Source organism: Streptomyces sp. PL-29 (genome assembly GCF_058344425.1).
In genome coordinates, this window is the sequence record NZ_CP136996.1 from 4,316,601 (window position 1) to 4,338,142 (window position 21,542).

The 21,542-nt window shown below is 71.2% G+C and carries 22 protein-coding genes; 14 read left to right on the forward strand and 8 right to left on the reverse strand.

Annotated elements, in window-relative coordinates:
* Window positions 1–117 precede the first annotated feature (117 nt).
* The 9 genes from R4Z63_RS19905 (at window position 118) to R4Z63_RS19945 (ending at window position 9,774) form a co-directional block, all read left to right on the forward strand.
* Complete coding sequence (locus R4Z63_RS19905; protein WP_384452708.1) at window positions 118–1,362, forward strand: amidohydrolase; 1,245 nt, start codon at window positions 118–120, stop codon at window positions 1,360–1,362.
* A 229-nt stretch (window positions 1,363–1,591) separates the two neighbouring features.
* Complete coding sequence (locus tag R4Z63_RS19910; RefSeq protein WP_037919176.1) at window positions 1,592–2,650, forward strand: BMP family lipoprotein; 1,059 nt, start codon at window positions 1,592–1,594, stop codon at window positions 2,648–2,650.
* A 232-nt stretch (window positions 2,651–2,882) separates the two neighbouring features.
* Window positions 2,883–4,541: an ABC transporter ATP-binding protein gene (locus R4Z63_RS19915; RefSeq protein ID WP_384452705.1), complete on the forward strand. Its 1,659-nt coding sequence runs from the start codon at window positions 2,883–2,885 to the stop codon at window positions 4,539–4,541.
* Window positions 4,538–5,653 carry an ABC transporter permease gene (locus R4Z63_RS19920; protein WP_037919178.1) on the forward strand — a complete coding sequence of 372 codons (1,116 nt, stop codon included), beginning with the start codon at window positions 4,538–4,540 and terminating at the stop codon, window positions 5,651–5,653. The genes R4Z63_RS19915 and R4Z63_RS19920 overlap by 4 nt, the downstream gene beginning before the upstream one ends.
* The gene (locus R4Z63_RS19925) at window positions 5,650–6,912 is read left to right on the forward strand and encodes an ABC transporter permease (RefSeq protein ID WP_037919180.1); all 1,263 of its coding nucleotides are present in this window, start codon (window positions 5,650–5,652) and stop codon (window positions 6,910–6,912) included. The genes R4Z63_RS19920 and R4Z63_RS19925 overlap by 4 nt, the downstream gene beginning before the upstream one ends.
* Window positions 6,909–7,307: a cytidine deaminase gene (locus R4Z63_RS19930; RefSeq protein WP_037919182.1), complete on the forward strand. Its 399-nt coding sequence runs from the start codon at window positions 6,909–6,911 to the stop codon at window positions 7,305–7,307. Before R4Z63_RS19925 ends, R4Z63_RS19930 begins: the two co-directional genes overlap by 4 nt.
* A gap of 102 nt (window positions 7,308–7,409) precedes the next feature.
* On the forward strand, window positions 7,410–8,687 hold the full coding sequence (locus R4Z63_RS19935) for a thymidine phosphorylase (protein WP_384452668.1): 1,278 nt from the start codon (window positions 7,410–7,412) through the stop codon (window positions 8,685–8,687).
* 96 nt (window positions 8,688–8,783) lie between these two features.
* Complete coding sequence (locus R4Z63_RS19940; RefSeq protein ID WP_384452665.1) at window positions 8,784–9,377, forward strand: Uma2 family endonuclease; 594 nt, start codon at window positions 8,784–8,786, stop codon at window positions 9,375–9,377.
* 61 nt (window positions 9,378–9,438) lie between these two features.
* Entirely contained in the window at window positions 9,439–9,774 is a 336-nt protein-coding gene (locus R4Z63_RS19945; RefSeq protein ID WP_384452662.1) for an STAS domain-containing protein, read from the forward strand.
* Here the strand turns inward: R4Z63_RS19945 and R4Z63_RS19950 are convergent.
* Window positions 9,661–10,671, reverse strand: coding sequence for a sigma-70 family RNA polymerase sigma factor (locus tag R4Z63_RS19950; protein WP_384452659.1), 1,011 nt, complete (start codon window positions 10,669–10,671; stop codon window positions 9,661–9,663). The two genes, R4Z63_RS19945 and R4Z63_RS19950, sit on opposite strands and share 114 nt — an antisense overlap.
* 246 nt (window positions 10,672–10,917) lie before the next feature.
* Here R4Z63_RS19950 and R4Z63_RS19955 point away from each other — a divergent pair, with 246 nt between their 5' ends.
* The gene (locus R4Z63_RS19955) at window positions 10,918–12,219 is read left to right on the forward strand and encodes an MFS transporter (protein WP_384452655.1); all 1,302 of its coding nucleotides are present in this window, start codon (window positions 10,918–10,920) and stop codon (window positions 12,217–12,219) included.
* Window positions 12,220–12,221: 2 nt separating this feature from the next.
* Here the strand turns inward: R4Z63_RS19955 and R4Z63_RS19960 are convergent, their stop codons facing one another.
* Together R4Z63_RS19960 and R4Z63_RS19965 are read right to left on the reverse strand one after the other, a co-directional pair.
* On the reverse strand, window positions 12,222–12,935 hold the full coding sequence (locus tag R4Z63_RS19960; protein WP_384452652.1) for a L,D-transpeptidase family protein: 714 nt from the start codon (window positions 12,933–12,935) through the stop codon (window positions 12,222–12,224).
* A 90-nt stretch (window positions 12,936–13,025) separates the two neighbouring features.
* Window positions 13,026–14,309, reverse strand: coding sequence for an MFS transporter (locus R4Z63_RS19965; RefSeq protein WP_052030284.1), 1,284 nt, complete (start codon window positions 14,307–14,309; stop codon window positions 13,026–13,028).
* 87 nt (window positions 14,310–14,396) lie between these two features.
* Between R4Z63_RS19965 and R4Z63_RS19970 the strand changes: the two genes are divergently transcribed.
* Window positions 14,397–15,374: a LysR family transcriptional regulator gene (locus R4Z63_RS19970; protein WP_491522567.1), complete on the forward strand. Its 978-nt coding sequence runs from the start codon at window positions 14,397–14,399 to the stop codon at window positions 15,372–15,374.
* Between the two features lie 141 nt (window positions 15,375–15,515).
* On the opposite strand, the gene R4Z63_RS19975 is transcribed toward R4Z63_RS19970, so the two are convergent.
* The 3 genes from R4Z63_RS19975 to R4Z63_RS19985 all read right to left on the reverse strand — a co-directional run bounded on the left by R4Z63_RS19975 (window position 15,516) and on the right by R4Z63_RS19985 (window position 18,122).
* Window positions 15,516–16,580, reverse strand: coding sequence for a helix-turn-helix transcriptional regulator (locus R4Z63_RS19975; RefSeq protein ID WP_384452647.1), 1,065 nt, complete (start codon window positions 16,578–16,580; stop codon window positions 15,516–15,518).
* 238 nt (window positions 16,581–16,818) lie between these two features.
* Entirely contained in the window at window positions 16,819–17,187 is a 369-nt protein-coding gene (locus tag R4Z63_RS19980; RefSeq protein ID WP_037919194.1) for a cupin domain-containing protein, read from the reverse strand.
* Window positions 17,188–17,387: 200 nt separating this feature from the next.
* Window positions 17,388–18,122: an alpha/beta hydrolase gene (locus R4Z63_RS19985; RefSeq protein ID WP_078556132.1), complete on the reverse strand. Its 735-nt coding sequence runs from the start codon at window positions 18,120–18,122 to the stop codon at window positions 17,388–17,390.
* Between the two features lie 112 nt (window positions 18,123–18,234).
* On the opposite strand from R4Z63_RS19985, the gene R4Z63_RS19990 reads away from it, so the two are divergent.
* The 3 genes from R4Z63_RS19990 to R4Z63_RS20000 all read left to right on the forward strand — a co-directional run bounded on the left by R4Z63_RS19990 (window position 18,235) and on the right by R4Z63_RS20000 (window position 20,661).
* Window positions 18,235–19,383, forward strand: coding sequence for an adenosine deaminase (locus tag R4Z63_RS19990; RefSeq protein WP_037919196.1), 1,149 nt, complete (start codon window positions 18,235–18,237; stop codon window positions 19,381–19,383).
* A gap of 139 nt (window positions 19,384–19,522) precedes the next feature.
* Window positions 19,523–19,771, forward strand: a complete 249-nt coding sequence (locus R4Z63_RS19995) for a hypothetical protein (protein ID WP_384452643.1) — start codon at window positions 19,523–19,525, stop codon at window positions 19,769–19,771.
* 131 nt (window positions 19,772–19,902) lie between these two features.
* Window positions 19,903–20,661: a hypothetical protein gene (locus tag R4Z63_RS20000; protein WP_384452640.1), complete on the forward strand. Its 759-nt coding sequence runs from the start codon at window positions 19,903–19,905 to the stop codon at window positions 20,659–20,661.
* A 9-nt stretch (window positions 20,662–20,670) separates the two neighbouring features.
* Here R4Z63_RS20000 and R4Z63_RS20005 read toward each other — a convergent pair whose 3' ends face one another.
* The gene (locus R4Z63_RS20005) at window positions 20,671–20,871 is read right to left on the reverse strand and encodes a PspC domain-containing protein (protein WP_037919939.1); all 201 of its coding nucleotides are present in this window, start codon (window positions 20,869–20,871) and stop codon (window positions 20,671–20,673) included.
* A 38-nt stretch (window positions 20,872–20,909) separates the two neighbouring features.
* The gene (locus R4Z63_RS20010) at window positions 20,910–21,479 is read right to left on the reverse strand and encodes a VanZ family protein (RefSeq protein WP_384452702.1); all 570 of its coding nucleotides are present in this window, start codon (window positions 21,477–21,479) and stop codon (window positions 20,910–20,912) included.
* Window positions 21,480–21,542 lie beyond the last annotated feature (63 nt).

Sequence of the window (21,542 nt, forward strand, 5' to 3'; positions counted from 1 at the left end):
GTCCACCCGGTCATGCGTCCAGAGGCTGGGTTTCTTTCCCCTAACGGCATGAACTTTTCGTGATCCCCGGTCAGTTGAGCCATCCGTGGGCCTACCCTTCAACGGGTGAACCAGTTGATGTCCCGCGAGTCCCAGACCCTCCAGCCCGTCGCGTCCGACCGGCCCGAGCTGCCCGGCAAACTTCCGGACCACCTGCGCACCGAACTGATCGCCTTCCGCCGGGACTTGCACATGCACCCGGAGCTCGGACACCAGGAATTCCGCACCACCGCGGCGATCAAGGCCAGGCTTGAGGAAGCCGGCCTGCGACCACGGGTCCTGAAGTCCGGTACCGGCCTGATCTGTGACGTGGGCACCTGGGACGGGGGCCGGCCGATGCTGGCCCTGCGCGCGGACATCGACGCCCTCCCCATTCCGGACGCCAAGACGCACGTCCCGTACCGCTCGACCTTCCCGGACCGCGCCCACGCCTGCGGCCATGACGTGCACACCACCGTCGTCCTCGGGGCCGGCCTGGTCCTGGCCGAGCTCGACCGGCAGGGGCTCCTGCCGCGGCCGGTGCGCCTGCTCTTCCAGCCCGCCGAGGAGGTGCTTCCCGGCGGAGCCACCGACGCCATCGGCTCCGGGGTGCTGGACGGCGTGGGCCGGATCATCGCGGTGCACTGTGACCCCCGGGTCGACGCCGGCAGGATCGGACTGCGTAGCGGCCCCATCACGTCCGCCTGCGACCGGCTGGAGGTCAGCCTCACCGGCTCCGGCGGGCACACCGCCCGGCCGCACCTGACCACCGACCTGGTCACCGCCGCCGCCCGGGTGGCCGTCGACGCGCCCGCCCTGCTCGCCCGCCGGATGGACGCCCGCTCGGGCATGTCGGTCACCTGGGGCCGGATCGAGGCCGGGCACGCCTGCAACGTGATCCCGATGCACGCCGAGCTGTCCGGAACCGTGCGGTGCCTGGACCTGGCGGCCTGGCACGAGGCGCCCGACATGATCCACGCGGCGATCGACGAGATCGCCACCATGCACGGGGCCAAGTTCGAGATCAACCACGTGCGCGGGGTGCCGCCCGTGGTCAACGACCCGGTGGTCACCGAACTGCTGCGCGAGGCGATGGGGGCCCGCCACGGCGCCGAGTCGGTCGAGGACACCGAGCAGAGCCTGGGCGGCGAGGACTTCTCCTGGTACCTGGAGCACGTTCCGGGCGCCATGGCCCGCCTGGGGGTGCGCGCTCCCGGTGACACCGCCAAGCGCGATCTGCACCGGGGGGACTTCGACGTGGACGAAGACGCCATCGCCGTCGGCGTCGAGTTCTTCACCGCCGCCGCCTTGATCGACGGGCGCCGCACGCCGCCTTCCAGGTAGCGATCGGGCCGCTTTCCTTACCTCACCGGTGAGCCGCGCGTCGGACGCGTCCGGCCCTTGGTACACAAGGGCTGGACGCCTTGGCAGTTACCGATCGGTCACTGTCCGGTTCGCGACGATCCGATAACGACTCATGAACGGGCCTTTAACTGACATCTACGCGCGTTACGATCGCCGCGAAACCAGCGCCGGTCGTGGCGCTTCGGTCAGGTTTTGAAGGAGCCTCCCCTTGCGCCGGATCACCAGGATCGCCACCGTGGGCATCGCGTCCGCGGCGCTGGCCCTCTCGGCCACCGCCTGTGGCGGTAAGAAGTCCTCTGACGCCGCCTCCCCCTCGGAGTCGGGTGGTCAGAAGTCCGCAGCCATCGCGTACGACATCGGTGGCCGCGGCGACCAGTCGTTCAACGACGCCGCCTACGCCGGCCTGAAGAAGGCCGAGACGGACCTCAAGATCAAGGGCGCCGAGGCGGAGCCCACCGACGGCGAGGGCGAGGCCGACAAGGTCCAGCGCCTCACCGAGCTGGCCCGCAAGGGCAACAACCCGGTCATCGGTGTCGGCTTCGCCTACGCCCCGGCCATCAAGAAGGTCGCGCCGAAGTTCCCGAACACCACGTTCGGCATCATCGACGACACCTCGGTGACCGGCCCGAACATCGCCAACCTGGTCTTCAACGAGGAGCAGGGCTCCTACCTGGCCGGCGTCGCCGCCGCCAAGGCGTCCAAGACCGGCACGGTCGGCTTCATCGGCGGTGTCGAGGTCCCGCTGATCAAGAAGTTCGAGGCGGGCTTCACCCAGGGCGTCAAGGAGACCAACCCGAACGCCAAGGTGCTCTCCGCGTACCTGACCCAGCCGCCGAACTTCGACGGCTTCGCCAAGCCCGACCTGGGCAAGGCCGCCGCGCAGGGCCAGCTCGACGCGGGCGCCGACGTGATCTACGCCGCCGCCGGTCTCGCCGGTTCCGGTGCCATCGAGGCTGCGTCCGCCAAGGGCAAGTGGGCCATCGGTGTCGACTCCGACCAGTACAACCAGGCCGGCCTGGCGAAGTACAAGGACTCCATCCTGACCTCGGTCACCAAGGACGTCTCGGACTCCGTCTTCAACCTGATCAAGTCGGTCGAGGACGGCAAGCCCACCACCGGTGAGATCCGCTACGGTCTGGACAAGGACGGCGTCGGCCTGGCCGACTCCAACCCGAAGTACAAGGAGATGACCGACCTCATCGCCGCGGTGGAGAAGGCCAAGGCCGACATCATCGCCAACAAGATCACTGTCAAGACCGCCCCGTAAGGCAGTCTGCGACATGTAGTCCTGGGTCTCCGGGGCCCGGGAAGCGATCGATGTCGCTCCCGGGCCCCGAGCCTCATTCTGTGATCACTAGTCTGTGACCAAGCAGCCTTTGTGGCCGCGAGTTTTCACTTCCGACAGTGCTACGCGCGTAGAAGCATCGTGGACGCGATACTTTCACTCCCCGCCCTGTCCTCCCTGCCTTCCGCTCCTTTCGCGCCAAGGAGAGTGCGTCATCAACGCGTCCAGCCCGCCCCCCGCCGTAGAACTGCACGGCATCACCAAGCGCTTCCCCGGCGTCGTCGCCAACAAGGACATCGCGATCACCGTCCGCAAGGGCACGGTCCATGCCCTCATCGGTGAGAACGGCGCCGGCAAGTCGACCCTGATGAAGATCCTCTACGGCATGCAGAAGCCGGACGAGGGCACCATCGCCATCGACGGGGAGCAGGTCGCCTTCCACACGCCCGGCGATGCCATCGCCCGCGGCATCGGCATGGTGCACCAGCACTTCATGCTCGCCGACAACCTCACCGTCCTGGAGAACGTCGTTCTCGGCGGCGAGAAGCTGTACGGCATCGGCGCCAAGGCCCGTAAGAAGATCATGGAGATCTCGGACGCGTACGGCCTCGGCGTGCGACCCGACGTCCTCGTCGAGGACCTCGGTGTCGCCGACCGTCAGCGCGTGGAGATCCTCAAGGTCCTCTACCGCGGCGCGAAGATCCTCATCCTCGACGAGCCGACCGCGGTGCTCGTCCCGCAGGAAGTGGACGCGCTCTTCGACAACCTGCGCGAGCTCAAGGCCGAGGGCCTGACCGTCATCTTCATCTCGCACAAGCTGGGCGAGGTCCTGAAGGTCGCCGACGACATCACCGTCATCCGGCGCGGCACCACGGTCGGCACGGCCGACCCGAAGACCGCCACCCCCAAGCAGCTCGCCGAGCTGATGGTCGGTGCGGAGCTGCCCTCGCCGGAGACCCGCGAGTCGACCGTGACCACGACCCCGATGCTCCAGGTGACGGGTCTGACCGTCGCCGCCGCGGACGCGGTCGTCGCCGAGCCGGAGGTCCTGGCCCCCGCGGGCGCCCCGGACTCCGCGACCCTGGAGAAGGTCGAGGCCGGCCGTCTGCTGCTGGACGGCATCGACCTCACCATCCACAAGGGCGAGATCCTCGGCATCGCCGGTGTCGAGGGCAACGGCCAGACGGAGCTGATCGAGGCCCTCATGGGCATGATCCACCCCGCTACGGGCGTGATCACCCTCGACGGCGCGGACATCACCAAGACCTCGGTGCGCAAGCGCCGCGAGGGCGGCATCGGCTACATCCCCGAGGACCGCCACCGCCACGGCCTGCTGCTGGAGTCCCCGCTCTGGGAGAACCGCATCCTCGGCCACGTCACCGAGGCCCCCAACTCCCGCAAGGGCATCCTCGACCCGAAGGCGGCCCGCAAGGACACCGAGCGGATCGTGCGCGAGTACGACGTGCGCACGCCCGGCATCGACGTCACCGCGGCCTCGCTCTCCGGCGGCAACCAGCAGAAGCTGATCGTCGGCCGCGAGATGAGCCACCACCCGAAGTTCCTCATCGCCGCGCACCCCACCCGCGGTGTGGACGTCGGCGCGCAGGCGCAGATCTGGGACGCGATCCGCGAGGCCCGCCGCGAGGGCCTGGCCGTGCTGCTGATCTCCGCCGACCTCGACGAGCTGATCGGCCTGTCCGACACCCTTCGCGTGATCTACCGCGGCCGCCTGGTCGCGGACGCCGACCCCGCGACCGTCACCCCGGAGGAGCTCGGCACCGCCATGACGGGCGCCGCCTCGGGACATCTGGAAGCAACCGACAACCACTCCGCCGCTGCCGACGGTGACACGACGGAGGACGAGGCCCGATGAAGAAATTCGACAAGGACCGGCTGCTGCTCGCCATCGCCGGGCCCCTGCTCGCGCTGGTCAGCGCCTTCGTACTGACCATGATCGTGCTGGCGGCGACGGGCATCAACCCGATCGAGCCCCTGCGCATCATGGTCGAGAACGGTGGCTACGAGGACGTCCAGATCCTCATCGTCAACCAGGCCGGCACGTACTACCTGGCAGCCCTGGCCGTCGCCATCGGCTTCCGGATGAACCTCTTCAACATCGGCGTCGACGGCCAGTACCGCCTCGCCGCGATGATCTCGGCACTGGTCGGCACCGCCATCACGCTGCCCGGCCCGCTGCACATCCTGCTGATCGTGCTCGTCGCGATGCTCACCGGTGCCTTCTGGGCCGGAATCGCGGGTGTCCTCAAGGCCAAGCGCGGGGTGAGCGAGGTCGTTTCGACGATCATGCTCAACGCCATCGCCACCAGCCTCATCGCCTGGCTGATCCTGCCGAAGAACCTCGGCGTCCAGGTCGAGGGCTCCAACGACCTCACCACCGGCGAGATCGCGCAGTCCGGCTGGTTCCCGGCCCTCTCCCTCGGCGACTCGGGTGAGATCTACGGCTTCACCTTCATCGCCTTCGCCCTCGGCGTCGTCTACTGGTTCGTGCTCAACCGCACCCGCTTCGGCTTCGACCTGCGCGCCAGCGGCGCGAGCGAGTCCGCCGCCGCGGCCTCCGGTGTCGACTCCAAGAAGATGATCGTCACTGCGATGCTCATCTCCGGTGCCGTGGCCGGCCTGTCCGGCATGCCGGTGCTGCTGGGCGAGACCCACACGTACAACCTGGGCTTCCCCGTGGGCGTCGGTTTCACCGGCATCACCATCGCCCTGCTCGGCCGCAACAGCCCCGTGGGCATCTTCTTCGCCGCCCTCCTGATGGCCTTCATCGACAAGGCGTCCGCCGGTCTCGACACGGAGGGCTACGCCCGGGAGATCGGCACGATCATGAAGGGCCTGATCGTGATCGCGGTGGTCGTCTCCTACGAGCTGATCCGCCGCTACGGCATCCGCCGCCAGCAGCAGAAGGTCGGCGAGGAACTGGCTGCGGGCCACGCCATGAAGACCGAGAAGGAGGTCGCGGCGTGAGCGCCAGCACCGTTTCCACGAAGAAGGCGGCACCCGCGCCGGGCGGCCGCAAGAAGCTCACCCTTCCCTGGATGCTGCTGATCGTCGCGGCCGGCCTCGCGCTGGTCTCGCTGGTCCGCCTGGTCTCCGGGGCCAACGACCTGACCTCCGTGGGCCAGGTGTCCGGCGCCCTCTCCCTCGCCGTGCCGATCGGCCTCGCCGGTCTCGGCGGCCTGTGGGCCGAGCGCGCGGGCGTCGTCAACATCGGCCTCGAAGGCATGATGATCCTCGGCACCTGGTTCGGTGCCTGGGCCGGCTACCAGTGGGGCCCCTGGACCGGTGTCCTGGTCGGCATCGCCGGCGGCGCCGTCGGCGGCCTGCTGCACGCGATCATCACCGTCACGTTCAACGTCAACCACATCGTCTCCGGTGTGGCCATCAACATCCTGGCGCTGGGCTTCACCCAGTACCTGTCGAACTTCACGTTCGCCGAGGCGCCGGGCGGCTCCTCCAAGCAGTCCCCGCAGGTGGAGCCGATCACCAAGATCACCATTCCGGGGCTGTCGGACTGGATGGCCGACCTCCAGGCCAAGCACTGGTTCTTCGTCTCGGACCTCGGCGGCGTGATCGGCGGCCTGATCACCGAGATCTCGCTGCTGACCATCGTGGCCCTGCTGCTGATCCCCGCCACCTGGTGGGCGCTGTGGCGGACCTCCTTCGGTCTGCGCCTGCGCTCCTGCGGCGAGAACCCGATCGCCGCCGAGTCCCTCGGCGTCAACGTCTACAAGTACAAGTACATCGCCGTGATCGTCTCGGGCGCCCTCGCGGGCCTCGGCGGCGTGTACCTGTCCGAGGTCGCCAGCCCCATCTACCAGGAGGGCCAGACCGGCGGCCGCGGCTACATCGGTCTCGCCGCGATGATCTTCGGTAACTGGATGCCGGGCGGCATGGCGATGGGCGCCGGCCTGTTCGGCTTCATCGACAGCCTCAAGCTGCGCGGTGGCGCCGAGAACGTCCACGCCATGCTGCTGCTGATCGCGATCCTGCTGGTCATCGTCTGCGCCTGGCAGCTCTACAAGAAGAAGTACCTCCAGGCCGGCATCGCGGCGGTCTTCGCCGCGCTGCTGTTCGTCTGGTACGCGGTGACCGACTCGGTGCCGAGCCAGTTCGTCGACGCGGCCCCGTACCTGACCACGCTGCTCGTGCTCGCCCTGTCGGCACAGCGCCTGCGGATGCCCAAGGCGGACGGCATGCCGTACCGCAAGGGCCAGGGCAAGTGACCGCGGGGCACGAGGTGGACTGGGACGTCCTGCGGACGCACGCCCGGGAAGCGATGACCCGGGCGTACGCCCCCTACTCGGGTTTCCCGGTCGGGGTCGCCGCGCTCGTGGACGACGGCCGCGTCGTGACCGGCTGCAACGTCGAGAACGCGAGCTACGGGCTGGGCCTGTGCGCCGAGTGCGGTCTGGTCTCCTCCCTCCAGGCGACCGGCGGCGGCCGCCTCACGCACTTCACGTGCGTGGACGGCAAGGGGCAGATCCTCGTGCCGTGCGGGCGGTGCCGCCAACTGCTGTACGAGTTCGGCGGGGACGAGCTGCTGGTGGACACCCCGGACGGGGTCCTGCCGCTCGCGGCGATGCTGCCGCAGGCCTTCGGGCCCGATCACCTGAGATAGCCGTGCCGACGGCCCTTCGCCCCTGCCGGGCGGAGGGCCGTCGCCCTTCCGTTCCCCGAACACCTCCCTCCCTCTCTCTATGCGCGTAGAAGGAAGCACCTCATGGACGTCATCTCCGTCATCCGGACCAAGCGGGACCGCGGTGAGCTGAGCCCCGAGCAGATCGACTGGGTCATCGACGCCTACACCCGCGGCGTCGTGGCCGACGAGCAGATGTCCGCCCTGGCCATGGCCATCCTGCTCAACGGCATGAACCGGACCGAGATCGCCCGCTGGACCGCGGCGATGATCGCCTCCGGCGAGCGCATGAACTTCGACGCCCTGTCCCGCCCGACCGCCGACAAGCACTCCACGGGCGGCGTCGGTGACAAGATCACCCTCCCGCTGGCCCCGCTCGTCGCCGCGTGCGGTGCGGCCGTGCCGCAGCTGTCGGGCCGCGGCCTCGGCCACACCGGCGGCACCCTCGACAAGCTGGAGTCCATCCCGGGCTGGCGCGCGCTGCTCTCCAACGAGGAGATGATGCACGTCCTCGACACCACCGGCGCGGTCATCTGCGCGGCGGGCGACGGGCTGGCTCCGGCCGACAAGAAGCTGTACGCGCTGCGCGACGTCACCGGGACGGTCGAGGCGATCCCGCTGATCGCCTCCTCGATCATGTCGAAGAAGATCGCCGAGGGTACGGGCTCGCTCGTCCTGGACGTCAAGGTCGGCACCGGCGCCTTCATGAAGAACATCGAGGACGCCCGCGAGCTGGCGCGCACCATGGTCGGTCTCGGCACCGACTCGGGCGTCAAGACGGTCGCGCTCCTGACGGACATGTCCACCCCGCTCGGTCTGACCGCAGGAAACGCCCTCGAAGTCCGCGAGTCGGTCGAGGTGCTCGCGGGCGGCGGTCCCGCCGACGTCGTCGAGCTGACCATCGCGCTGGCCAAGGAGATGCTGGACGCGGCGGGCATCAAGGACGCCGACCCGGCGAAGGCCCTGGCCGACGGCTCCGCGATGGACCACTGGCGCCGGATGATCGCGGCCCAGGGCGGCGACCCGGACGCGGCTCTGCCCGTCGCCCGCGAACAGCACGTCGTCACCGCCCCGGAGTCGGGTGTCCTGACCCGCCTGGACGCCTACGGCGTGGGTGTCGGCGCCTGGCGCCTCGGTGCCGGCCGTGCACGCAAGGAGGACCCGGTGCAGGCGGGCGCCGGCATCGAGCTGCACGCGAAGCCGGGCGACACCGTCACGGCCGGCCAGCCGCTGATGACGCTGCACACCGACACCCCGGAGAAGTTCGACTACGCCCTGGGCGCGCTGGAGGGCGGCTACGACATCGCCCCGGCGGGCACGGCCTTCTCCGCCACGCCGATCGTTCTGGACCGCATCGCCTGACCTGCGGCTTTCCGTACGAGTGAACGGGACTGGTGGACCCCCACCGGTCCCGTTCGGCATGCTGGGATCGGTGACGAACCGATTGAGGAGCACACCATGAGCGCACTCGCGGTCGAGCACCCGCCCTTGAGCGGCGGTGACGACTGGGATTCGGCGGTCGGCCTCTGGAAGGGGACGGGCGCACCGAAGGGCTGCAAGGTGGAGATCATCGAGGGGATCGTCACCGTGGCACCACCGCCCGTCAACGACCACAACCTGATCGCGGAGCTGGTGCAGCAACGGCTGTACTCAGTGATCCCGGACGGCTGGGGTGTCTTCCAGACCCTCAATGTCGCAATTCCGAGCCGCAGCGGCCTGTACATCCCGGATCTCGCGGTCGTCCCCAGGGAGGCAGTGCCCCGCGGGGAGAACTTCACTCCCGCGGATGTCGCCGAGCTCGTCGTGGAGATCACTTCCCGGTCGAACGCCGTCCACGACCGCGTCGCCAAGCTCAACGGCTACGCCGCAGCCGGCATCCCGCTCTACCTGCTCATCGACCCGCACGCGACCGGCAGCCCCACGATCCACCTCTACGGCGAGCCCAGCGACGGCAAGTACTGCGTCCTGTGGGCGGGCAAGTTCGGTGAGACCGTCCCCCTCCCGGCGCCGTTCGACCTGGCCCTCGATACCTTCGGCTTCCCCCGCCCCTGACCTCACCACCGTGGCGGGGCGCGCGCCGATGAGTTCCGGCGGGCCGGGAAGTCAGCCCCTCGTGGAGATCACCCGACTCGTGCTGCCCGGACCCGCCCCGACCGCGCGTGATGCCGCACCGCTGTGCGCGCACCTGGCCCGCCTGTACGAGAGCGGGGCGCGTGCGGTGGAGTGCGACGCGGGCGCCGTCACCGCCCCGGGCCTGGGCGCCGTGGAGGTGCTGGCCCGGCTGCGACTGGCCGCGCGAGGCCGGCCGCTGCGGGTGACCGGTGCCCTGCCGGCCCTACGCGCCCTGCTGGGCCTGGTAGGACTCGTCGAGCTGCTCGGGGAGGCCGAAGAGCGGGAACCACCGGGCCGTGTCCAGGAAGGCGTTGAGGCCGACGATCCGGCCGTCTGATACCTCCAGGACCTGGAGCGCCCACGGGGTGTGCCCGGGCCCGCCGTCCTCGCGCGGGCGGTACTGGCCGAAGGCCGGCATGCCGTTCGCGGTCGTCGGGACCAGGCGGGAGCCCTTGCAGCCGATGCCCTGGCCCAGGTGCCACGCGGCGATGTCCGTCGTTCCCTGCAGCCACAGGTCGAACGGCGGCATGGACATGATGGCGTCCTCGTGCAGGAGCGCGGTGAGGCGGGAGATGTCGTAGGACTCGAAGGCGGTGAGGTACTGCTCCAGCAGCTTCGCCTGCTCCGCGTCCAGCGGGTCGGCCGACTCGCTCGCGCGGAGCCGCTGCCCGGCGAGCGTGGCCCGCGCCCGCTGGAGCGCGCTGTTCACCGACGCCACCGTGGTGTCCAGCAGCTGCGCGACCTCGTCCGCCTTCCAGGCCAGTACCTCGCGCAGGATGAGCACCGCGCGCTGCTTGGCCGGCAGGTGCTGGAGGGCCGCGACGAAGGCCAGCCGGACGGACTCCTTCGCGAGCGCCATCTCGGCCGGGTCCGCGGTCTGCGGCAGCACCCGGGCGTCCGGGACCGGCTCCAGCCAGGTCACCTCGGGCCGCTGGTTGAGCACGGCGGAGGACTGGTGCTGAGGAGCGGTCAGGTCCATCGGGCGGGCCCGCTTGTTCCCGGCGTTCAGCAGGTCCAGGCAGACGTTCGTGGCGATCCGGTAGAGCCACGACCGCAGTGAGGAGCGGCCCTCGAACTTCGCGTGACTGCGCCAGGCGCGGACGTAGGTGTCCTGCACCGCGTCCTCGGCGTCGAAGGCGGAGCCGAGCATCCGGTAGCAGTAGCCCGTGAGCTCCACCCGGTATCGGTCCATCGCCGCATCGAGGTCGCTGCTGGTGGTGGCGAGGTCGCTCATGTCGGTGCATCCCCCTGGTGTTCGTGGCTGTTTCGGAATCTACCCGAGGGCTCCGACAGCGGCAGCGGGAAGCGCGTGACCGCCCAGGTACATCGACATCAAGTATCTTGACGTCAAGATTAACATCCGGCAGGCTTCCCCTGTATCTCGACGTCGAGATACTTGGTTCGGTGGGCGGGGAGGCCTGGGATGCGGCGCGGCGGGGAGATCCGGAAGGCACGGCGGGGAGAGCGGGAACCCGGCCTGGTGGCGCAGCTGAGGCGGCCGCCCGGCGGCCGCGACGCGCGGATCATGCTCCTCGCCCAGTCGCTGGACCGGGCCGGCACCGGCGTCTGGGCCGCTGCCTGCGTCCTCTACTTCACCTTCGTCATCGGTCTCGACGCCGGCCAGGTCGGCCTGCTGCTCGGCGCGTCCGGGGTCGCGGGCATCGCCGGCTCGCCCCTGGCGGGCCACCTCGCCGACCGCTTCCCCGTGCGCTCCCTACTGATCGGCGCCCACCTGCTGCGCCTGGTCACCCTCTGCCTGCTGCTCGTCGTCAGCGACTTCGCGCTGCTGCTGGCCGCGGTGGCCGTCACCCACCTCGGGGACCGGGCGGCCAAGACCCTGGAGATGCTCTTCGCCACCCGCGTCGCGGGCCAGCGACGCGCCACCTATCAGGCGCTGTCGCGCAGTTCGGCGAACGCCGGTTACGCGCTCGGCGCGGGCCTCGCCGCCATCGGCCTCGCCGTCGGCACCCGCGGCGCCTACCACGTGCTCATCCTGGCGAACGCGCTGTCGTTCCTCGTGGCCGCCGCCCTGGTGTGGCGCACCCGGGAGCCACGCGGCCGCGGGCTCGTCGCCCCGCCCGCCGCCGGAGCCGCCGCGCCCGCCGCCGCGCCCGCAGGCGCCCCGAAGGCCCCCGGCGCGGCCCCGGCCGGGGGGCCGAGCCCCTGGCGCGACCGCGGCTACCTCCGGTTCGTCCTCCTGGACATCCCGATGAACCTCGACGACTCGATCCTGGGCATCGGCATCCCGTTGTGGCTGGTGAGCCGTACCAGCGCGCCGCACGAACTGATCCCGGCCTTCCTCGTCATCAACACCGTGCTCGTCGTCGTCCTCCAGCTACGCGTGTCGGCCAGGGTCCCGGGCCCGCGCCGGGCGGCCGGAGCGGTCGCCCTCTACGGGATGACCACGCTCCTGTGCTGCGCCCTCCTGGCCGCCGCGACCGGAGGCGGGGCCTGGGGCGCCTCGGCAGCCCTGCTCGCCGCGGCGGTGCTGGCCACCGCGGCCGAGCTGATGCGCTCGGTGAGTTCCTGGGAGCTCGCCGTGTCCCTCGCGCCCCCGGAGGCGCGCGCCTCGTACCTGGGCGTGGCCGGTATGGCGCAGTCCGTGCAGAAGACCGCGGGCCCGCTGCTCCTCACCGGCGTGGTGATGGTCGCCGGCCCGGCCGGCTGGATCGCCCTGGGGGCGGCGGTGGCCGGCCTGTCCCTGGCCCAACGCCGCGCCAGCCTGCGCAGGTTGGACGCCCTGGCCGCGGCCGCCCCGGCTCCGGCCGGCGCGCCCGCCTGAGGCTACGTACCCGGCTTGCGGCCGTATACGTAGACGTCCTCGCCCTTGCCCAGCAGGTTCCAGTACGCCTTGGCGTCGGCGGGCCGCATGTTCACGCAGCCCCCCGAACCGGGCGGGTTCCACATGCTCTTCGCGGTCGAGTGGAAGGCGATCCCGCCGTCGAAGAACTGGGCGTACGGCATGGACACGTTGTAGACCGTCGACCAGTGGTCGATGCTGCGGTGGTAGATCTTCTTCGGGCCGGTCCGGGTCTCCGTGCCGGCCTTGCCGGTCCGGACGGGGACGGGGCCGTACTTCAGCGTGGGGCCGTCCTGGATCCAGCTGAGCTGCCGCGTCAGGTCCACGCAGGCGATCCGACCCCGGTTCACCGGGCAGTCACCCGCCCTGTTCGGGGTGCTGCCCGCAGCCCGCTGGACCAGCATCGTGCTTATCGCCCGCCAGGTCAGCGGTCCGGCATAGCCCCGGGCCGGACTGATCCCGTGGCGCGTCTGGAACGCTTGGACGGCCGCGCAGTCAGCCGCCGACTGCCTCCCGTCCACGGGCCGTCCCAGGAACCTCTCCACCTGGCGCTGATACGGCCCGGCGGACTGGTTGCAGGAGGCGGCCTCTGCCGTTCCGCCTCCTGCCACCACCACCAGCGGCAGCGCCAGCGCCGCCGCCCCGCTCCACACCGCCGCGCGCCGACCCGCGCGGGCGCGCGCCCTCCGCTTCCCCATCCGGTCCTCCCCTGCTCACCGCACTTCGTTCTCCGTGTTGAATGCCCGGAAAACGAGCAGGGGTTGCCTCCGGCGGAAGCGAAGTGCCGGTCAGCGCGCGCCCACCGCGGAAGCCGGTATGCGCCGCTGTGCGCGGGCCGCGTGCGTGCCGTACAGGGTGATCGACACGACGCCGAGCACCGCGAGCAGCGCGATGCCGACCGTGGCCGCCCAGCCGCCCTCGTGATAGGCGAGGGCGCCGAGGGTGCCGCCCGCGCTCGAACCGAGGTAGTACACCGACTGGTAGAGGGCGGAGGCCTGGGCACGGCCCGTCTTCGCGGTCCGGCTCACCTCGGCCGAGGCCACCGCGTGCCCCGCGAAGAAGCCCGCCGTGATCAGGACCAGCCCCAGCACGACCACGACCAGGGAGTCCGACAGCGACAGCAGCAGCCCCAGCGCCGTGGTGGTCACGGCCAGGTACAGCGCACCGCGCCGCCCCGTGCGCGCCACCAGCCTGCCGGCGGCGGCCGAGGAGACCGTACCCACCAGGTAGATCAGGAAGATCGAACCGATCACGCCCTGGCCGAGCCCGAACGGCTCGTCCACCAGCCGGTAGCCGATCACCGTGTAGACCGCGCCGAAGACGGTCATGAACAGCGCGCCGATCCCGTACAGCCGCAGCAGCAGCGGATCGCGCAGATGGCCGGCGACGGTACGGCCCACCGCGCGCGGGTTCAGTGACGCCGGGCGGAAGAACCGCGCCCGCGGCAGCATCGCCAGGAAGGCGACCGCGCAGACCAGCGCCATCACGGCGACGGCGGCCAGGCCGGCCCGCCAGCCTCCCAGCTGCGCCGCCCAGCCGGTGACCAGGCGGCCGCTCATGCCGCCGATGGAGTTCCCCGCCACGAACAGCCCGATCGCGGCCACCAGGGCCCGCGGCCGGACCTCCTCCGCCAGGTAGGCCATCGCGGAGGCCGGAACGCCGGCGATCGCCGCACCCTGCACGGCGCGCAGCACCACCAGCCACTCCAGGTTCGGTGCGAAGGGGACGAGGAGCGCGACACCGACGGCGATCGCCATCGACCAGGTCATCATCCGGGTGCGGCCGAACCGCTCGGACAGGGCGCTCAGCGGCAGGACGAACAGCGCGAGGGCACCGGTGGCCGCGGACACCGTCCAGCTGGCCTGACCCGCCGTCACCCGGAGGTCCTCGGAGATCGCGGGCAGCAGTGCCTGGGTGGAGTAGAGGAGGGCGAAGGTCGCCAGCCCGGCGGCGAAGAGCGCGAGGGTCATCCGGCGATAGCCGGGGCGGCCGGGGGAGAGGGGTTCCGGTGCGGGGGACGACGGGGTGGAGGCACCCGGGATGACGGGTGCCCCGGTATGAGCGGGAGGCATGCCATCGACGGTAGGCCTCGGCTTTTCATGCGTCCAATGCACAGAATCGCGATAATCGATCCACTGCTGCATCAGCCCAGGTCAGGAATGCGGATGTCGACAAACCGTTACGCAGAAGACACTGCGGTGACACACCTGCTGGCGCCCCGGCTGGCGTACTTCGCCGCCGTCGCCCGGCACGAGCACGTCACCCGTGCCGCCCAGGAGCTCGGCGTGCCGCAGTCCACCCTGTCCCGGGCCATGGTCCGCCTCGAACACGACCTGGGCGTCTCCCTGTTCGCCCGCAAGGGCCGCACCGTCGCCCTCACCACGGCGGGCCGCACCTTCCTCGCCTCGGCGGAACAGGCCCTGGACGGCATCGCCCGCGCCGCCGAGTCCGTCCAGCAGGACGCCGACCCGGCCTACGGCAAGGTCGCCTTCGGCTTCCTGCACACCCTCGGCCCCGAGACCGTCCCCGGCCTCATCCGCGCCTTCCGCGCCGACCACCCGCGCGTGCGCTTCTCCCTGGTCCAGAACTACGGCGAGGCCATGCTGGAGAAGCTGCGCGCCGGCGAGCTCGACCTCTGCCTCACCTCCCCGCTTCCGGACGCCCCCGACCTCGCCACCCGCCGCCTCGACGAACAGCGGCTGCGCCTGGTGGTCCCCGACGACCACCGCCTCGCCGGCCGCAAGCGCATCCGCCTCGCCGAGGCCGCCGAGGAAACCTTCGTCACCCTGGAGGCCGGCTACGGCCTGCGCCGCATCACCGACGACCTGTGCGCGGAAGCCGGGTTCACCCCGCGCGTCGCCTTCGAGGGCGAGGAGGCCGAGACCCTGCGCGGCCTGGTCGCCGCCGGCCTCGGCGTGGCCCTGCTGCCGCCGCCCGCGGTGCCCCGGCCCGGTGTGGTCGAGCTGAACGTCACCGCCCCCCGCGCGGTCCGGGAGATCGGCGTCGCCTGGCTCGACGGCCACCCCGACACCCCTCCGGTCGCCGCGTTCAAACGCTTCCTCCTCTCCCGCCGCGGACGCCTCATCCCGGAACTGGAACCGCCCGCGCCGCAGGGGGGCGGCCACCCCGAAAACTGATGGCCGTGCCCTGCTCCGGAGAGCAGAATGACCAGGGTTGAGCCGGGGGAGACCTCACCGGTACCGGTGACCGGCACCCGCCGCTGGGAAGTGGCCGTGGCTGCAGGCCCACCGCCACCGGTACGGCGGGCCGGGGCCACGCTAGGCCCCGTCCGCCGGGGTGGCGGCCGGGGCGGTCGGGGCGATCGAGCGGCTCAGCAAGTACCCCGCCTGGAAACGGGACTTGGCGCCCACCGCCCGCATGATCTCCGCGATGTGGCGCTGGCACGTCCGCTCCGACATGCCGAGGCGGCGCGCGATCACCTTGTCCTCCAGCCCCTCCGACAGCAGCCGCACGATCGTCTGCCGCAGCTCGTCCGAGATCGACCGCGCCTCCTCCGGGCCCACCGACGTCGGGAAGGGCTCCGCGCCCAGCCACGAACGCTCGAAAGCGGCGGTCATGAAGTGCACGACGCTCGGCTCCCGGACCACCAGCGCCGCCCCGCTGCGGTCCGGCACCGCCATCAGCCCGGTCCGCCCGTCGAAGACGAGCATGCGCATCAGCCCGTCGCCCAGCGTCCGCACCTGCGCGCCCAGCGCCGTCACCCGCTCCACGTAGGCCGCCGTGGGCCGGGAGTACCGGGCCGTGTGCTGGTAGAGCGTCCGCATCCGGACCCCGCGCGTCAGCAGCGACTCGTCGCGCCCGATCGATTCCGCCAGGGTCTCCGGCGGACGGCCGCCGCCCGGCTGCGAGGTCAGCAGCTCCACCTCGCACGCCGCGGCCAATTCCGCGATCAGCCCCCGTACGGCCCCGAGGTCCGTGACCATCTCCAGGTGCCCCGCCCCGCTCGGGTCGCGGTGCGCGGTCCCGGCCTCGTACGCCGGCACCAGTGCCTCCAGCCGCCCCCGCAGCCGGTCCATCTCGTCGTGCGTCTCCCGTACGAGCAGGGCCAGCGGGGCCAGCGCCCGGGCCGCCGCCGCCCGCGGAGCCACGGCGCTCCACCGGTCCGAGCCGCCGCCGGGCGCACGCTGGAGCAGATGGGCGGCGGCCAGCTCGGTGATCGCGGCGGCCGCGCGCACGCCGAGCGCCCGGGTGGCCTCGGCCGCGTCGAAGGCGTGCCGTTCGACGGCGTACGCGTACAGGCGCCGGGCGGCGGGGGTCAGCTCCCCGGACGCGCCGGCTGCCCCGGCCGCCGCCCCGGGTGGTCGGGTTCCCTCGGCTGGCATGTCCGTATTCGTCCCGACCTGGGGTCGTTTGTAAACCCCTCGTATTCCCGCAAGGCGGCAAGACGACCCCTGGGACGACCCGTTCGGCATATGCCGAGGAGGCACAGTGGTGACACGGCGTGAAGGGGGAACGCGGAAGCGCCGGTCCATCCGTGCCATCCGACCGAGAGGGGGCGGAACGGCGGGCACGGGCGGACCGGCGCGAGGTCCCGGTGCGGTGCGGTCCCGGCCGGGGTGCTCAGCCGGACGGCTTCGCGTAGTCGGAGAAGCCGGTCCAGTCCAGCGTCACGCAGGCCTCGTCGCCCACGACCCAGGCGTCGTGCCCGGGGTGGACGCGCATGTAGTCGCCGGGGCCGAATTCGGCGCTCTCGCCGCCGTCCATGACGACCTTCATGCGGCCGCTCACGACGTACCCGGTGTGGTCGGCCCGGCAGCTGTCGGTCCCGGCCAGCGGCTTGACGTGCTCCGACCACTTCCAGCCGGGCAGGAAGACGGCCCGTCCGACGGCGCCGTCCCCGGTGTCCACCAGGTCCAGCCTGCCCATGCCGCCGACGAACGGCCTGGTCTCGTCCGGCGCGTCGAAGTTCCTGCAGTCGATTGCGGCCATGGCCGATCGCCTCCGGGAGGGGAGCGGGTGCCCCGAGTCCACTTCTCACGGTACGCCGGGAGCCCGCTTCGCGGGCCGCGACCGGTCCCGCCCCGTCCTGGCCGGTCCCGCCCCGTCCCCGGGCCGGTCCCGCCCCGTCCTGGCCGGTCCCGCCCCGTCCCCGGGCCGGTCCCGCCCCGTCCCGGGCCGCCCCCGCCGCCTCATCCGCGCAGCGACCTCCCGAAGCCGGAGGCCAGCGGCATCCGCAGGCCCAGCGGTGGCGGTGCGGCCAGGGCGTCCGTGACGGGGCGCGAGTACCGCCCGGAGAAGACCGCGCCGAGGACGAAGTCCACGCCCAGCGCCACCACTTCCGCCTGGTGCTCGCGCAGTCCGTGCCCGTCCGAGTGCACCTCGAACCGGCAGGTCGAGCGGTTCGCCTTCTTCGCCCGCTCCGCCAGCCGGAAGGAGTTCTCCGGGTCGCTGCGGGCGTCGTTGGTGCCGTGCACGATCAGGACCTGCCGCCCCGACAGCTGTTTCACCGGTTCGGGCGAGTCCGCAGGCATTCCCTCGGCCAGGCAAGGGGCCAGTGCCAGAACCGAGTTGACCGCCCCGTGCCCCGCCGCCCGCAGCGCGGCCAGGCCGCCGGCGCCGTAGCCGGCCAGGCACACGGGCACGTCCCCGTACCGCCGCACCGCCTCATCCGCCGCCCAGCGTGCCTGCTCCTCCCGCGCCGACTCCCCGCCGTGGATGACGGTGTGCGCGACCAGGCCGTCGGCACCGCCGGCCCGGGCCAGCGCCCGCGCGAGCGGACGCAGGGGGCCGGGGGAGAATCTGGACGCTCCGGGAAGCAGGAGCACCACCCCGTTGACCGGGCTTTCCGTCGAACCCGAGCCGGTTCTCGCGCCGGCTGCCCGCCCCAGGCGGGCCCCGCGCGCCGGCGGCGCATGCTGTGCCATGGCGGAACAGTCTCAGACCCTCGGGTGTACGCCATCCGTCCGCGCGGTCTCTGTTACATATCGACGCCTGCCGGGACACGACGCTCTACGCGCGTAGGAGTAGAGTGCGCAGATGACGAGCGAGACCCCCAACCTGCCGACCCCGGATCAGATCCGCCGTTCCCCGAAGGTGCTCCTGCACGATCACCTCGACGGTGGACTGCGTCCCGGGACCATCATCGAGCTGGCCCGCGAGGTCGGCTACGCGAGCCTCCCCGAGACCGACGCCGACAAGCTCGGCATCTGGTTCCGCGAGGCCGCCGACTCCGGCTCCCTGCCGCGCTACCTGGAGACCTTCGCGCACACCTGCGCGGTCATGCAGACGAAGGCGGCTCTCTTCCGCGTCGCCGCCGAGTGCGCCGAGGACCTGGCCGAGGACGGCGTCGTGTACGCCGAGATCCGCTACGCCCCCGAGCAGCACCTGGAAGCCGGGCTGACCCTCGAAGAGGTCGTCGAGGCCGTGAACGACGGCTTCCGCGAGGGCGAGCGCCGCGCGAAGGCCAACGGCCACCGCATCCGCGTCGGCGCCCTGCTGACCGCGATGCGCCACGCGGCCCGCGCGCTGGAGATCGCGGAGCTGGCCAACCGCTACCGCGACAACGGCGTGGTCGGCTTCGACATCGCCGGCGCCGAGGCGGGGTTCCCTCCCACCCGCCACCTCGACGCCTTCGAGTACCTCAAGCGCGAGAACAACCACTTCACGATCCACGCGGGGGAGGCCTTCGGTCTGCCGTCGATCTGGCAGGCCCTGCAGTGGTGCGGCGCCGATCGCCTCGGCCACGGCGTGAAGATCATCGACGACATCGAGGTCGCCGAGGACGGTTCGGTCACGCTGGGTCGCCTGGCCAGCTACGTCCGGGACAAGCGCATCCCCCTGGAGATGTGCCCGACCTCGAACCTGCAGACGGCCGCGGCCGCCTCGTACGCCGAGCACCCGATCGGCCTGCTGCGGAAGCTGCACTTCAGGCTCACGGTCAACACCGACAACCGCCTGATGAGCGGTACCAGCATGAGCCGCGAGTTCGAGCACCTCGTGGACACCTTCGGCTACACGCTGGACGACATGCAGTGGTTCACCGTCAATGCGATGAAGTCCGCGTTCATTCCTTTCGATGAACGACTGGCCATGATCAATGAGGTCATCAAGCCTGGTTATGCGGAGCTGAAGTCGGAGTGGCTGTTCCGTCAGACCGCCTCCACCAGCGGTTCTGTCTCGGCCTAGGCCATGGCGTGACGTACCGAAAGCGCCCGGAAGAGGCAATTTCCGGGCGCTTTCTCGTATAAAAGGATGTTTGCGGGCCGGGGTTTGAAGTGACTAGTTTGCGGAGCCGCTCAATTCCCCGTCGCAAGGAATACCTTTCATGAAGCAGTCAGCTGCCAAGTTCCTCGGTGCCGCCGCCGCCGGTGCCGCCCTCGCCGCCGTCGCCGCCGGTGCCGCCTCCGCCGCCGTTCCCGCGATCGGCATCACCGACGCGCTCGGCACCGCCACCGGCGCGCTCGAGGGCGTCACCAGCCAGCAGCAGATGAAGACGGAAGAGGGGCAGCCGAGCGACCCCACCGCCGCGGTCACCGGTCTGCTGGGCCCGGTCACCGGCGCCCTCAACGGCTGACACCGACGCGAGACGGACGAACGCACGCGCGGCGGTCGCACGCTCCTTCGAAGAGGTGTGTGGGCCGCCGTGCGGTGTGCCACGATCACCACCAACTGCCCGCCGACGCAATGGGTATGAGGTTCTCGGTCATGCGCATGAAGGCACGAGCGACACTGGTCGCACTGGTCCCCGCCCTGCTGTTCGCCGCCGTGGGCTGCAGCGGTACGGAAGCCCCCGCGACGGGCAGGTCCCCCGACCCCAAGGGGTCGGCGAGCGGCGCCGGCGGCGCCCCCGCGGCGTCCCCGGACCCGGCCGGATCGGCACCGCAGAAGACCGGCGGCACCACGCTGGAGCGGTCCGCTCTTGCCCAGGGCGACCTGCCCGGCTACCAGATCTCCGCCCAGGGGAAGAATCCGAACGCCCCGGACGGCCAGCCGCAGGCTGACAAGAAGGCCTGCCAGCCGCTGGCCGACATCATGGGCGACAAGCCGGACCCCGCGGCGCGCGAGACCGTCAACCGGGGCATCGGATCCCAGAAGCAGGTGGGGCTCGCGGTCTCCGCCTCCGTCAGCTCCTACTCCGCGAACGAGGCCAAGGCGCTGATCGCCCGGCTCAAGTCCGCCGTCGCCGCCTGCGGCACGGGCTTCTCCGCCACGGTCGACCAGCAGACCGGCAGCTACCGCGACGTCCGCACCGCCGACTACCGCACCAGCGGTGACGAGAGCGTCAGCTGGACCACGACCGCGGCCGGCCAGGGCGTCTCCGCGCAGGTCCACCTGCTCGTCGTACGCGAGGGCGACACCGTCGTACGGCTGATGGCCCTCAACGTGGCGGGCGGCCAGCAGAAGGTGCTGGTGCCGCAGGAAGTGACGGACAAGCAGCTGGAGAAGGTCCGGCAGGCCGGCTGAGCGGCCGCACTACCAGGCGGTCGATGCCGGCTTCTCGTTCGGCAGCAGCACCCACAGTGCGATGTAGATCAGGAACTGCGGGCCGGGCAGCAGGCACGAGACGGCGAAGATGACCCGCATCGTGTTCGCGGAAATGCCGAAACGCCGTGCGAGTCCGGCGCAGACTCCGCCGATCCAACGGCCGTCACGGGGGCGGACCAGGGCGCTCATGAGGTTCTCCTTCATCGGGATCGCTTTCTTGCGATGACTCAATACTCCCGCTGGACCGCTGACAGAACGTCGGTCCAGGGGCCGAGCCCGACCCTGGAAATCTTCGGGGTCCCTCCCTGATAAGCGGCGTGTGAGCGGCGCATCCGGGCCCGCAGCGCCGGTACGACGGCCGCGTGCGCCAGCAGCACGCCGAAGGTGTTCAGCAGCACCGAGTCCACGTCGACGACCCGGCCCGGGACCCCGCTCTGCAGCATCTCGATGCTCATCGAAACCAGCGCGCCCGCGGCGGTGGTCCGCACCAGGGAGGACCACTGGGCCAGGCGCGAGAGCCACAGCCGCCCGCTGACGAGCGGTACCAGCACTCCCAGCGGGGCCAGCAGCGCGATCCCCTCCCCGATCCGCCGAGCGGCCTCCAGCGGGCCGAGTACGAGGTCGGCCCTGATCCCCTCCAGCGGGGTCAGATTGCCGGCGGCGGCCCACGGAACGTCGAGGGGGCGCAGGGTCAGCCAGCCGACGACCAGGAGATGGGCGGCGAGCAGGACCCCGGACAGGAGTCGGAGACGGAGGGGGATCGCGGTGGCGCCGACGGAGGTGCCGTCGGCCTCAATACGCTGCACACCTGCGAGGACGCACCATCAGGCGGCCACGGTTCCGCCGGAGGGGTGTGGCGG

Coding starts and splice junctions, on each gene's coding strand:
- R4Z63_RS19905 (WP_384452708.1), top strand. CDS start 118: ATGTCCCGCGAGTCCCAGACCCTCCAGCCCGTCGCGTCCGACCGGCCC.
- R4Z63_RS19920 (WP_037919178.1), top strand. CDS start 4,538: ATGAAGAAATTCGACAAGGACCGGCTGCTGCTCGCCATCGCCGGGCCC.
- R4Z63_RS19935 (WP_384452668.1), top strand. CDS start 7,410: ATGGACGTCATCTCCGTCATCCGGACCAAGCGGGACCGCGGTGAGCTG.
- R4Z63_RS19940 (WP_384452665.1), top strand. CDS start 8,784: ATGAGCGCACTCGCGGTCGAGCACCCGCCCTTGAGCGGCGGTGACGAC.
- R4Z63_RS19950 (WP_384452659.1), bottom strand. CDS start 10,671: ATGAGCGACCTCGCCACCACCAGCAGCGACCTCGATGCGGCGATGGAC.
- R4Z63_RS19960 (WP_384452652.1), bottom strand. CDS start 12,935: ATGGGGAAGCGGAGGGCGCGCGCCCGCGCGGGTCGGCGCGCGGCGGTG.
- R4Z63_RS19965 (WP_052030284.1), bottom strand. CDS start 14,309: ATGCCTCCCGCTCATACCGGGGCACCCGTCATCCCGGGTGCCTCCACC.
- R4Z63_RS19970 (WP_491522567.1), top strand. CDS start 14,397: ATGCGGATGTCGACAAACCGTTACGCAGAAGACACTGCGGTGACACAC.
- R4Z63_RS19975 (WP_384452647.1), bottom strand. CDS start 16,580: ATGCCAGCCGAGGGAACCCGACCACCCGGGGCGGCGGCCGGGGCAGCC.
- R4Z63_RS19980 (WP_037919194.1), bottom strand. CDS start 17,187: ATGGCCGCAATCGACTGCAGGAACTTCGACGCGCCGGACGAGACCAGG.
- R4Z63_RS19985 (WP_078556132.1), bottom strand. CDS start 18,122: ATGGCACAGCATGCGCCGCCGGCGCGCGGGGCCCGCCTGGGGCGGGCA.
- R4Z63_RS19990 (WP_037919196.1), top strand. CDS start 18,235: ATGACGAGCGAGACCCCCAACCTGCCGACCCCGGATCAGATCCGCCGT.
- R4Z63_RS19995 (WP_384452643.1), top strand. CDS start 19,523: ATGAAGCAGTCAGCTGCCAAGTTCCTCGGTGCCGCCGCCGCCGGTGCC.
- R4Z63_RS20000 (WP_384452640.1), top strand. CDS start 19,903: ATGCGCATGAAGGCACGAGCGACACTGGTCGCACTGGTCCCCGCCCTG.
- R4Z63_RS20005 (WP_037919939.1), bottom strand. CDS start 20,871: ATGAGCGCCCTGGTCCGCCCCCGTGACGGCCGTTGGATCGGCGGAGTC.